General features: G+C 32.9%; 12 protein-coding genes. 11 read left to right on the top strand and 1 reads right to left on the bottom strand.

Annotation, left to right across the window (positions count from 1 at the left end; translation table 11 throughout):
- The first annotated feature begins 11 nt into the window (after positions 1-11).
- The 6 genes from DW006_RS10195 to DW006_RS10170 all read left to right on the top strand — a co-directional run bounded on the left by DW006_RS10195 (position 12) and on the right by DW006_RS10170 (position 5,559).
- Positions 12-1,376, top strand: a complete 1,365-nt coding sequence (locus tag DW006_RS10195) for an ABC transporter substrate-binding protein (protein ID WP_158561117.1) — start codon at positions 12-14, stop codon at positions 1,374-1,376.
- A 162-nt stretch (positions 1,377-1,538) separates the two neighbouring features.
- Positions 1,539-2,255, top strand: a complete 717-nt coding sequence (srtB, locus tag DW006_RS10190) for a class B sortase (protein ID WP_118000308.1) — start codon at positions 1,539-1,541, stop codon at positions 2,253-2,255.
- Positions 2,256-2,403: 148 nt separating this feature from the next.
- Positions 2,404-2,604 carry a hypothetical protein gene (locus DW006_RS11975; protein ID WP_147337650.1) on the top strand — a complete coding sequence of 67 codons (201 nt, stop codon included), beginning with the start codon at positions 2,404-2,406 and terminating at the stop codon, positions 2,602-2,604.
- Between the two features lie 88 nt (positions 2,605-2,692).
- On the top strand, positions 2,693-3,730 hold the full coding sequence (locus tag DW006_RS10180) for an FtsX-like permease family protein (protein WP_118000304.1): 1,038 nt from the start codon (positions 2,693-2,695) through the stop codon (positions 3,728-3,730).
- A gap of 2 nt (positions 3,731-3,732) precedes the next feature.
- Positions 3,733-4,887, top strand: a complete 1,155-nt coding sequence (locus DW006_RS10175) for a hypothetical protein (protein ID WP_118000302.1) — start codon at positions 3,733-3,735, stop codon at positions 4,885-4,887.
- Positions 4,888-4,890: 3 nt separating this feature from the next.
- The gene (locus tag DW006_RS10170; RefSeq protein WP_118000300.1) at positions 4,891-5,559 is read left to right on the top strand and encodes an ABC transporter ATP-binding protein; all 669 of its coding nucleotides are present in this window, start codon (positions 4,891-4,893) and stop codon (positions 5,557-5,559) included.
- 109 nt (positions 5,560-5,668) lie between these two features.
- On the opposite strand, the gene DW006_RS10165 is transcribed toward DW006_RS10170, so the two are convergent.
- Positions 5,669-6,121, bottom strand: a complete 453-nt coding sequence (locus DW006_RS10165) for a CYTH domain-containing protein (protein WP_118000346.1) — start codon at positions 6,119-6,121, stop codon at positions 5,669-5,671.
- Positions 6,122-6,496: 375 nt separating this feature from the next.
- Here DW006_RS10165 and DW006_RS10160 point away from each other — a divergent pair, with 375 nt between their 5' ends.
- From DW006_RS10160 to lon, 5 genes are all read left to right on the top strand, one after another.
- Positions 6,497-7,042: a DJ-1 family glyoxalase III gene (locus tag DW006_RS10160; protein ID WP_022165072.1), complete on the top strand. Its 546-nt coding sequence runs from the start codon at positions 6,497-6,499 to the stop codon at positions 7,040-7,042.
- 161 nt (positions 7,043-7,203) lie between these two features.
- Positions 7,204-8,484: a trigger factor gene (gene tig / locus DW006_RS10155; protein ID WP_118000298.1), complete on the top strand. Its 1,281-nt coding sequence runs from the start codon at positions 7,204-7,206 to the stop codon at positions 8,482-8,484.
- 35 nt (positions 8,485-8,519) lie between these two features.
- Positions 8,520-9,101 (top strand): ATP-dependent Clp endopeptidase proteolytic subunit ClpP, encoded by a 582-nt coding sequence (gene clpP / locus DW006_RS10150; RefSeq protein ID WP_118000296.1) that lies wholly within the window; start codon positions 8,520-8,522, stop codon positions 9,099-9,101.
- A 65-nt stretch (positions 9,102-9,166) separates the two neighbouring features.
- A complete protein-coding gene (gene clpX / locus DW006_RS10145) occupies positions 9,167-10,441 on the top strand; it encodes an ATP-dependent Clp protease ATP-binding subunit ClpX (protein WP_118000294.1) in 1,275 nt (424 codons plus the stop codon).
- Between the two features lie 36 nt (positions 10,442-10,477).
- Complete coding sequence (gene lon, locus DW006_RS10140) at positions 10,478-12,790, top strand: endopeptidase La (protein ID WP_118000292.1); 2,313 nt, start codon at positions 10,478-10,480, stop codon at positions 12,788-12,790.
- Positions 12,791-12,807: the final 17 nt, after the last annotated feature.

The following is a 12,807-nucleotide window of genomic DNA, read 5'->3' as shown; positions in this document are numbered from 1 at the left end:
AAAATTTTAAAATGGATAAAAAAAAGAAAATTATAGCCCTGATAGTTGTATTTTTTATTGCTGTTGTAATAGGGTTAATCATAGCGTTTTTTGCCGGGAAAGGGCAGAGATCACACGTTGTATTCAAAGGTGATTCATCTAAGGTTAATTTAAAACAGGATAGAGAAGATACATATTCCATTGGGGTTTCAACTTCCATAGCTGACAATCATCCATACAGTCATGATGATGAGGCAGCAGCAGTTCTAAAAAAACTTGTTTACGAACCATTAATAAATATTGACGGTAATTACAAAATTACTTACTGCAATGCAAAATCTATTACCTTCAACAAAGAAGGCAGGGAAGCCGTAGTGAAATTAAATACTGATAAAACTTACAGTGACGGCGAAAAAGTAAAAGCTTCTAATGTGGCACAGTCATACAGGTGGTTTAGATCACAGGACAATTCTTACAAAGATTTGCTTACAAGAATTTCAAGTGTGAAAGTTACAGATGATGAAACATTAGTATTTACTTTTAACACTGTTGACAGTAGAAATATTACAATATTTAATATTCCTATTATTTATCAGTCACTAAAGGAAAACGATTATCCGTTAGGTACAGGAAAGTATGTTATTGATTCGGTTAAGGCGTATGATAATATTACATTAAAGCCTGGTAAAAATGGTAATTGTTCATACAAAACAGTCACAATAAAAACTGCTGATTTTAGCGACAAAACAAGGCTCATTAAATCACAGGATTATGACATGTTCTTATTTAATAAAGATGAGCATGGAGATGCAATAAAAAAGAACAAAGCCTATGATATTTACGAGTATGGCAAAGAAACAGGTTGGTTCTTAAAGCTTAACATTAAGAATAAGGACACAAAAAACGCCATTGGAAAATTAGTAGAAGGTGAAGAATTTTTCAAGAAAACAAGTGCAGAGGGGATTTATTCAGACGGAATGACAAATGCCTACGTTAAACCAAATTACTATTCATATTTGGATAGCGGAAACTTTGATGAAACAAAGAGTTTAACAATTGGTCATGACTACTCTGCAATAGCCAAAAACATTTACAAGGCTTTGGCTAAAAAGTTGAAAGAAGAAGGGGTTAAAACCACTGAAAAAGATTACGGAACAGAAGAAGTTCCAAAAGGTTTTAACGATGACATAACTGTTGCCTATGGTGCATATCAGGATATGATGGGCGGCACCGATGCTCAGAAATTTTTCAAGGAAAATAATGGTATGGACGCTGAAGATTTCTATGATTGTTTCGAAAAGTTTTTTGCAAATGAAAACAACATAGTGCCAATAAGCAAAGATACTGTTTGGGTAGCTTTTCTAGCAGGAAGAGACAATAAAGAAATTATAGAATAATATTAGGGATTGTTATATGAATGATGTATGACAATCCCTATACTTTCTATAGGGAAGGTATATGATTTGCATGCACACCATTAAAAATATACTGTGTGCAGGTGTGAAAATATGTAATCAATCCTCTCCTAAAATTGGTTACAGATTAAAAGGAGAAATGTAATGAAAAAGAAAAAAAGCAGAGGTATTAAATGGATTATAATTTTAATATTGTTATTAATTATTGTAGTAGCGGGAATTATAATTGGTCGTGAAATTTTCAGTCATAAAGTTGCACAGAAACGATTTAAAGAATTGTCAAAAGAAATCTCTAATGAAAGTAAATCGGGAAGAGATTTAGATGCTTTATTTAAGAAAAATAAAGAGTGCATTGGCTGGGTATGCATAAAGAAAACAGCCATAGATTACCCTGTAATGCACACACCTAATGATCCTAAGAAATATTTGTATAAAAATTTTAACGGACAGTATAGTAGTTCAGGAACTCCTTTTTTAGATGCACGTTGCACAATAAATAGCAGTAACTGCATATTGTATGGACATAATATGCGTAATGGACAGCTGTTTGCTTCCCTAAAACAGTATGTAGATAAATCATATTATAAAAAACATCCGGAGGTAGAATTCCAAACAAAAAACGGAGACAATTTTTATAAGATTTTTGCTGTTGTTACTTTAAAACAGGATGATGAATGGTACAACTTCATTGATGCACCAAATAGCAAAAATTTCAAGAAAAATATTACAGGAATTATGGAAAAAGCACTTTATACAACAGGAGTAAAACCTAAGTTTGGTCAGCAGTTATTAACATTATCTACATGCTACGGTTCGGATGAAGATGGCAGATTAATTGTAGTAGCAGTGAAGAAAAAATAGTTATTAAATGGCAAGGAATGTTCTAAAGGACATTCCTTGTTGTTCTATAAATGAGAGAGGTTTTGTAGTCCTAATGTTTACACAATCTGTAAATTGTGATAGAATTATGGAGGTCTTGAAAAATGAAACAAAATTAAAGGGGGAACATATGATAAACATAGCAATATACAATCATGATGAAGATTATGTAAGACAAATCAAGAATACATTTCTAAAGTCAAATCTAAATAAAAATATAGTATTCCACAAATATAATTCAAAAGAAGATTTAATAAAAGCAATAAAGAGAGAACAAGACCCATATATAGTTTGTTCAAAATTAGGTTCGCAAATTAATATATTATGTTAAAGTATTGGACTCATAAGGCAAAAACATATAACACAAACAATAAGTGGGTATCAACAAAAAATACAATTTGGAAGAAGTAGGAAATAAAGTGAAAAAAGTATATTTAGCTATTAATAACATAAGGTTGATGTTAAAAAATAAAAGTATAATGATGTTAATAATATTTACAAGTATAACTTTATCGGTTTTAGGAATATTATTTTATTCAGGATATTTTTTATACGATTATTACCAATCGCAGACTGAAAACCAGGTGGAAATTTATTTACAGAAATCAACACAGAGTTCGGATATTATTAGAGTGATTGAGGAGTTGTCTTTAAAAGAAAAGGATATATCAGATATGTGTGTGTCAAATGGTAAGTTATCAGAAGGTAAGCTTATAGGTGAATACAATAAAACATGGAAAGAGCATATGCTGGTAGGACAATGTTATAGTATTAATGACAATAGACCCTATTTATTAATGGCTGAATATCAAGTTGATAATATTGAAGGATACGAAAAACCAGTAGGTAAAAACATTAAAGTAGGTGGAAAAAAAATAAGAATTGGTGGGATAATTCCATATTCCCAATATGATAATTACATTTTGCCTGTTTATTATTATATTAACAATTATCCTACTGACTATATTATGATAAAGTATAATAATAGGAAAAACTCCTCAAAAATAGAAAAGACACTTGCGCAAAATACCATAGTAAAAAAGTATAATATGAAAAGAAGTACACCATTTTTATCAGAAGATTTCATGGGAGCTTTTGTTCAAATTTTATTGATTTTTGCAGCGGTTATAATAAATGTATTATGTATGACTTATGCATGGTTAAGTACATTTAATAGAAAGTTCAAAATCTATGCAATATGTGGAGCAACTAAAAAAGACATAATCCATATTGCGTTAACTCAAACGGTAATTCTTATGTTCAGTGGAGTTTTAGTGGGAAATATATTGTTTGCCATTTTAAAGATGACAATAAGGAAATATGAGATAGTATATCAACAAAATTATTTGCCATACATAATTATATCAGGGGTGGTAATTATTCTTTTGGTAGGCTTTTCATATATTCTGGCAAAAAAGGCAACAAAGTCAGAGATTATATATAATATAGTGGAGTGATTATGAATACATTAAGAATTGCATACAGATTAACAAAAAAAAGAAAATGGTCATTATTTTTATTAACTGTGGAAATAATAATATGCTCTATAGTTATATTATCCACTTTAGGAAAAATCTTTTATTACTTTGAGACAAAAGATTTGGCATATTCTTTTGATGGAAAAAACATATATTATTTTTCACCATATACATACTATGATGACTTTTCCGCTGAAGAGCTACTTAGTCAAAAAGGTTTTAAAAATGTAGAAGTTTGTGAAATGCATGAATTGAAGATAGAATCAAAAAGTGATAGCGCTATAGCAGTGATAGGATATGATGACATCATTATGAAGAAGTTAAAATTAAATATTATAGGAGGGCAAAATATATCGTCATATACAGGTGATAATATTCCGGTAATTGCTATGGGAAATCGATTTAGAGTTGGAGATACAATAGTATTGTCGGACAAACAAATTTGTGAAGTTGTAGGAAAAATCTCAGAGGATAGTAGTGTAGTTAGATTTAATGCGTCAGCGTCTTCAGGAAAATCCTCAATAGAAGAAATATTAGCGACGGTAAGAGGGTGTGATTTAATTATGCCGTATGGGCCAAATTGTAGCTATTATAACAATTCAGAAATTGTAAAAATGGATTTCCCGCAGGATTCCCAAATGATATATTGCAATGGTAAGAAATATCAAAGTGCTATAAAAATGTTAAGTGATTATGGTGCTATTACATCTGTAGAACAAATGCAGGAAAACTATAACAAAAGTAACAGGGAATTTCTTTTTACAAATGGAATTGTAGGAATAGTATTTTTGTTTCTTACAATGACAGGGATAGGTGGAATAAATTATATTCAAAGCAAAAATAATGATAAGTTTTATACTATTTTATTTATGTTGGGAATGAACAAGAATAAACGAATGTTAATTGAAACACTTAATACATTTTCAGTAATCGGAATTTCTGCTATTACAATGCTTATATTTGGTGGAAAAATTGCGGCAATAACATCACCTAAAGGAGTAGGTAGGATAGAAAACTGGATGTATATAGTGGTTGTTATAAACTTGTGCTTTATTTATGCAGTTTCATCTTTTGACTTTATAAAAAAATCAGGTAAAAGTAACATTATAGAATTATATAAGAAAAATAAGGAATAGAAAATGGGATTAGAACTTTCAAATATATACAAAGAATATGAAATAAATAGAGACAACGAAATTCAATTAGTGTTAAATGGTGTCAATTTAACTATTGCTGATGGCGAAATGATAGCAATAATGGGTAAATCAGGAGCAGGCAAATCCACCCTTTTACATATAATAGGCTTGTTGGATGTATGCAATCAGGGAACCTACAAGTTAGATGGTGAAGACATATCTGATTTTACTAATAAACAAAGGGCTAAAATTAGAAATGAAAAAATTGGATTTGTATTACAGGATTTTGGATTGGTTGAGGACGAAACTGTTATGGAAAATGTATCTCTTCCGTTAATGTTAAGTAGAACTTCTATGAAAAAAATAAGAGAAGTAGCCTTAGAAAAAATGAAAAAAGTAGGAGTGGAACATTTGTCAAACAAAAAGGTATCTGTTTTATCAGGAGGCGAAAAACAGAGGGTAGCAATAGCAAGGGCATTGGTATGTGACCCTGAATATATAATGGCAGATGAGCCTACAGGGGCTTTGGACTCGGTAAATGCTGAAAAAATCATGTCAATACTATCGTCTCTGAATAAAGAAGGAAAAACGGTGATTATTGTTACACATGATGAGACCGTTGCAAAAAAATGCGGTAGAATAATAACAATAAAAGATGGAAAGATAGAATAGCTAAATATTAAAACAGAATAATAAATAGCACCAGTTTGATGAAAAATAAAAAAGATTAGTGGCATCAGTATATTAATCTTATTTATTTTTTGCTGGTGCTGTTTTTTTATTATCCCTTAATCTGTGACAAATAGCTGTTGTGATATATTTTACTATATGTTACATCTTCTCCAAACCAGTCAGGCTTTTGAAAAGCATCAGCCTGTTCAACACTTGAAAATTCCACTTCAACTAAAAGCATTCCGGCAAATGTTCCTTTGAATACATCTAACTCGGCGGTAAGTTTTCCGTCGTTAATTGGAATAAGATAGCGTACTTTTGAGATAATGTTGCCATCTGCTTTTTCTAACAAATGCTCATAACTTTTTTTATTCAGTGGAAGATTATATTCTTCTCTAGCCATCATGCCACTACCTTTGTAAGTAAGAACATAGTCATCATCCTGTTTTCTAATCCTAACAACAGGAGCAGTGTTAAGATATGCCTGTTCAATTACATGATGTTCGTAACTGTCCAAATCTTTTGGTAAATCTGTAGGTATAAATTTTTTTTCTATTTCCATTCCCATATTATAATGAAACCACCTTTCTTAGTAACCCTAAAATTTTCGCAATTTTATACACTGCTGTGAAAACATACAACATTACGAAAGCACGCTCCCGCTGCGTCCGCCTCGTAGCGGTTCTATCAAGCCGACTACGCTGCCTTGATGAACCGACGGGCTACCAGCACTTTCTTAAATGTTGTATGTTTCCCACAGCAGATATAATAAATTTATTACGAAAATATTTAATTAATAATTTTTTTACAATATTTTTTAGTATAACAAATATTATACCCTTATGATATAATTAAATTCGGTTATTTACTATTATACTTATGTTAATTATAGGTTAAATGATTATATTTGACACATTAAATAAACAGGAGGTTTTAAATGAAAACAGTATATGCATTTTTAGCAGACGGATTAGAGGAAGTTGAATGTTTGATGGTTGTGGATTTACTTAGAAGAGCTAAGTTGAATGTAGTTACAGTATCCATCAAGGAAGAATTAATGGTTGAAAGTTCTCATAAGGTTAAATTCTTTGCAGACAAGACAATAGATGAAATCGACTTTGAACAGGGCGATTGTATTTTCTTGCCGGGAGGAATGCCGGGAACAACAAATTTAAGTGAGTGTGGAACATTAAAGGACCATATCATTAAGTATAATGAACAGGGTAAGTGGTTAGCAGCAATTTGCGCGGCACCAAGTATTTTTAGCAGTCTTGGTATTTTGAAGGACAAGAGGGCAACTTCATTTCCAAGTTTTGCAGACAAGATGGAATGTAAGGAATATGGCGGTGGTGTTGTAAGAGACGGCAATATTATTACAGGAAAAGGTCTAGGAGTTGCATTAGAGCTTGGACTTGAATTAATCTCATGTCTTATTGATGAGGAAACAAGTGGCAAAATAGCTGACCAGATTCAGTATAATTAGTAGAATACTGTTGAAAATATGTGGTTTAAAAGGTAGTGACAAGAAAAAGAAAATATGATATAATCATACACTGCGTCAATAGGTTACTAGGCTATGACGAGTAAAATTCAATGAATTAAATGGGATACTCATACCCGTTTTTATAACAAGGAGGAAAAATAATGAGTTTACAGGTAGAAAAGTTAGAAAATAACACAGCAAAGCTTACTATTGAAGTACCGGCAGAAGAATTTGATAAGGCCATTCAGGCAGCATATCAGAAGAACAAGAATAAATTTAACGTACCAGGATTTAGAAAAGGTAAAGTACCTTACGCTATGGTAGAAAAAATGTACGGTGCAGGCGTTTTCTATGAAGAAGCTGCAAACGAATTAATTCCAGATGCTTATGCAAATGCAGCAGCAGAAAGTGAATTAGAAATCGTTGCTCGTCCTGAAATCAATGTAACACAGATTGAAAAAGGAAAATCATTTATTTTTGAAGCTGAAGTAACACTTAAGCCTGAAATCAAACTTGGAAAGTACAAGGGAGTTAAGGTTGAAGCTATGGACACAACAGTTACAGATGAAGATGTAGCTGCTGAACTTGATAAGGTTAAGGAACAGAACGCAAGACTTGTAGCTGCTGACGATAAGGCAGTTGAAGACGGAGATCAGACAACAATCGATTTCGAAGGTTTTGTTGATGGAGTAGCATTTGAAGGTGGAAAGGGTGAAGATTACCCACTTACAATTGGTTCACATTCATTTATTGATACTTTTGAAGAACAGCTTATTGGAAAGAAAGTTGGAGAAGAAGTAGAAGTAAACGTTACATTCCCAGAACAGTATCAGGCTAAAGAACTTGCAGGAAAGCCAGCAATGTTCAAAGTAACAATTAAGGAAATTAAAGTTAAGGAATATCCTGAATTAGATGATGATTTCGCACAGGATGTTTCAGAATTTGATACATTAGATGAATACAAGGCAGACATTAAGAAGAATCTTGAAGAAAAGAAAGCACAGGAAGCTGAAGCTGATAAGGAAAGCAAGGTAATTGAAGCAATCGTTAATGATTCAGAAATGGATATTCCTGAAAAGATGATTGAAGCTCAGTGCCAGCAGATGGTTGAAGAATTTGCACAGAACATTGCTATGCAGGGAATTTCTTTTGACCAGTATATGCAGTTTACAGGTACAACTGTAGATCAGCTTACAGAACAGGTTAAGCCACAGGCTGAAGCAAGAGTACAGTCAAGCTTAGTTCTTGAAGCTATTGTTAAGGCTGAAAAGATTGAAGCATCAGATGAAGAATTTGATGAAGAAATCAAGAGAATGGCTGAAAGATATCAGATGGAAGCTGATAAGGTTAATGAATTATTATCAGATGATGATAAGAAGAACATCAGAGCTGACATCTGTGCAAGAAAGGCTGCTAAGTTAGTAGTAGAAAAAGCTAAATAAGATATTTGTTAGCATTTATTAAGGAGGTATAGATTATGGCATTAGTACCTTATGTCATTGAACAGAATTCACGTGGTGAACGTTCATATGATATTTACTCAAGATTATTAAAGGACAGAATTATTTTCTTAGGAGAAGAGATAAATGATGCAACAGCAAGTGTTGTTGTAGCACAGCTTCTATTTTTAGAATCAGAAGATCCTGGAAAAGACATTCATATGTATATCAATAGCCCGGGCGGTTCTGTTACAGCCGGTATGGCTATTTATGACACAATGAATTATGTAAAGTGTGATGTTTCAACTACTTGTATCGGTATGGCGGCAAGTATGGGAGCATTCCTCTTATCAAGTGGTGCTAAAGGAAAGAGATATGCCCTTCCAAATGCAGAAATTATGATTCATCAGCCACTTGGCGGTGCACAAGGACAGGCTACAGAAATTCAAATAGCTGCAGAGCACATTTTAAAGACTAAAAAGAAATTGAACGACATTTTGGCAGCAAATTCAGGTCAACCCGTTAAAGTTGTTGAAAAGGATACTGACAGAGACAACTGGATGAGTGCAGATGAAGCTAAAGAATATGGTTTAGTAGATCAGGTAATTAAACAGAGATAGAATGAATAAGGCACCGCAATTACTGTGGTGCCTTATGTTCAAATTTAGATTAATGCGAGGTTATTATGGCAAATAAAAATATAACTGATAACAATTTGCGCTGTTCTTTTTGCGGTAGAAGTGAGAATCAGGTTAGAAGACTTATAGCAGGTCCGAACAATGCATACATTTGTGATGAATGTGTTGAGATTTGTGCAAGCATAGTTGATGATGAAATCTATGGTGATGAAAAGAAAAGTGCAAGTGATGAAATCAATTTACTAAAGCCTAAAGAAATAAAAGAATTCTTGGATCAATATGTTATTGGACAGCAGGAAGCAAAGAAAGTTCTTTCAGTTGCTGTTTACAACCATTACAAGAGAGTATTGGCGGACAAAGATTTAGATGTAGAATTACAGAAGTCAAATATATTACTACTTGGTCCAACAGGTTCAGGTAAAACATATCTTGCTCAAACATTAGCCAAAATTTTAAATGTACCTTTTGCAATTGCAGATGCTACAACATTAACAGAGGCTGGTTATGTTGGTGAAGATGTTGAAAATATTCTGCTTAAATTAATTCAGGCAGCAGACTATGATATTGAGAGAGCAGAACATGGTATTATTTATATAGATGAAATCGATAAGATTACAAAGAAATCAGAGAATGTTTCTATTACAAGAGACGTTTCAGGTGAAGGTGTTCAGCAGGCTTTGCTTAAAATCTTAGAAGGAACAGAAGCCAGTGTTCCACCACAGGGTGGAAGAAAACATCCACAGCAGGAACTTATCCCTATTGATACTACAAATATTTTATTTATTTGTGGTGGAGCTTTTGCAGGACTTGATAAGATTATTGAAAGAAGACTTGATAAGAGTTCAATAGGTTTCAATACTGAAATTGCTGAGAAATCTGAAATTGTTGAAGATGAATTGTTGAAGGAAGTTATGCCGGAAGATTTAGTTAAGTTCGGTTTGATTCCTGAATTTATCGGAAGAGTACCGGTAACAGTTACATTAGATTATTTAGATGAAAAAGCATTAGAAAAGATTTTAACAGAACCAAAGAATGCTTTAGTTAAACAGTATAAGAAATTGTTTGAGTTAGATGGAGTTAAACTAACATTTACAGATGAAGCGATAAACGCTATTGCCAAATTAACTGTTAAGAGAAAAACAGGTGCAAGAGGCCTTAGAGCAATTATTGAAAATGTTATTATGGATATTATGTATGAGACACCATCTGACGAATCAATAAAAGAATGTATTATAAATGAAGATGTGGTAAATGGATTAGCGGATCCTGAAATAATTTATAATTCGGTAATCCCTAAAAAGAATACTACAAAAAAGAAATAATTAGCCACATTTAAGTTGCTATTACAAGGAGAAGACATGTCAGAGAACTTAAAAACTTTTCCGGTTATACCATTAAGAGGCCTTACTATTATACCGGGAACAACTGTTCATTTTGACGTTCGCAGAAAAGCATCAATTGCAGCAGCAGAAGAGTCAATGATTGACGATAAAGAATTGTTTGTTGTTGCACAAAAAGACCCGGTGGAAGACACACCGGGTTTTGATGGTATATACAAGGTTGGAACAGTTGTAGTTGTAAAGCAGTTAAATAAACTTCCTGATGACGTGGTAAGAGTTATGGTGGAGGCAAAAGCTAAAGGAGAAATACAGTCTTTATACATGGCTGATGGACATTTTGCCGGGGAAGTTTCAATTATAGAAGAAGATAAAAATACTTTAACAGAGGCGCAGGAAGAAGCTTATGTTAGAGAATTAAGAGATACTTTAAAATTATTCGAGGGTAAGGTAAGAGAATTATCTCCTTCAAGTTTAAGAGGTTTGTTAGATATTAGTAATATTGAAACTCTAATGAACCAGATTTTAATGAGAATAAAAGTAGGATATAAATTAAAACAGGAATACTTGGAACAGAACAGTATTGAAGATAAATTTACTACTATATATTCGTTCCTTGCAAAAGAAAATGAAGTTGCACAGGTTAGAAATGAGATTATAGAAAAAGTTAAACAACGTTTAGAAAAAAGTCAGAAGGAACATATTCTTCGCGAACAGATGCAGATTATCAAAGAAGAATTAGGGGATGACTTTGACGCAGAAACAGATCAGCTTGAAGAGAAGATTAATAATTTAAACGCAGATGACAGTGTTAAAGAAAAATTATTAAAAGAACTTTCAAGATATAAATCAGCCATGGGTAATCCGGCAGAAGGTAACATTATTAGAACCTATTTGGAAACAATGTTAGATTTGCCATGGAACAATGAAACAGAAGAAAATCCCAACCTGCAGAATGCAGAGGAAATTTTAAATAGAGACCATTACCAATTAACTAAAGTTAAAGAAAGAATTTTAGAATTTTTAGCTGTAAGACAATTGACTATGGCAAAGGGTGAGGCACCGATTATTTGTCTTGTGGGACCTCCGGGAACAGGTAAGACAAGTATTGCAAAATCAATTGCAGAGGCACTTAACAAGAAATATGTTAGAATATCATTAGGTGGTGTTAGTGATGAGTCAGAAATTCGCGGACACCGTAAAACATATTTAGGAGCAATGCCAGGTAGAATCCTTAAAGGACTAAAGCAGGCAGGAAGTTCTAATCCTTTAATTTTATTTGATGAAATAGATAAAATGGGACAGGGAGTTCATGGAGATCCGGCGTCAGCCTTATTAGAAGTGTTGGATTCAGAGCAGAACTCAAAGTTTAGAGATAATTACGCTGAAATACCAATTGATTTATCAAAGGTTTTATTTGTGGCAACAGCTAATGACGCAGGCACAATTCCAAGACCTTTACTTGACAGAATGGAAATAATAGAAATTGAAGGTTATACTCAAAACGAAAAATTCCATATTGCCAAGGAACATTTAATTAGTAAAGAATTTGAAAAAAATGGTATAAAGAAAAGCTGGTTATCCATCACAGATGAAGCAATTAACAGTATTATCCGCTACTATACAAGAGAAGCAGGTGTAAGACAGTTAGAAAGAGAAATTTCAAAGATTTGTCGCAAAGCAGCAGGTCTTATTATCAAAAACAACAAAAAGCGTTTAAAGGTTACTTCAAAGAATATTGAAAAATATCTTGGAAGAAAGATTTTTGACGATGACAAGGCTAATGAAAAGAATGATATTGGTATTGTAAGAGGACTTGCCTGGACAGCAGTTGGTGGAACAACTTTACAAATTGAAGTAAACACAATGCCTGGCAAGGGTCAGCTGAAATTAACAGGTCAGTTAGGCGATGTTATGAAAGAATCTGCACAGATTGCACTTTCTTATGTAAGAAGCATTGCAGGTAAGTATGGCGTGGCAGATGATTACTTTGAAAAACATGACATACATATTCATGTTCCGGAAGGGGCAGTGCCAAAGGATGGGCCGTCAGCAGGTATCACCATGGCAACAGCAATACTTTCGGCTGTTACAAACAGAGAAGTGAACTGTAAAGTTGCAATGACCGGTGAAATTAATTTACGAGGGAAGGTTATGCCAATTGGTGGATTAAAAGAAAAGTTATTGGCAGCAAAGAACGCAGGTATTAAGATTGTAGTAGTACCTAAGAAGAACAAATCAATGCTTGAAGAAATATCAAAAGAGATAACAGGCGGAATGAAAATTGTTCTGGCTGAAACAATGGATGATGTTATAAAGATTGCATTAGTTTAGAATTTGATTTACAGTGA

The sequence above is a fragment of the Eubacterium sp. AF36-5BH genome, assembly GCF_003460505.1.
GTDB lineage: Bacteria > Bacillota > Clostridia > Lachnospirales > Lachnospiraceae > Eubacterium_G.
This window is presented reverse-complemented; position numbering and strand designations above follow the sequence as displayed.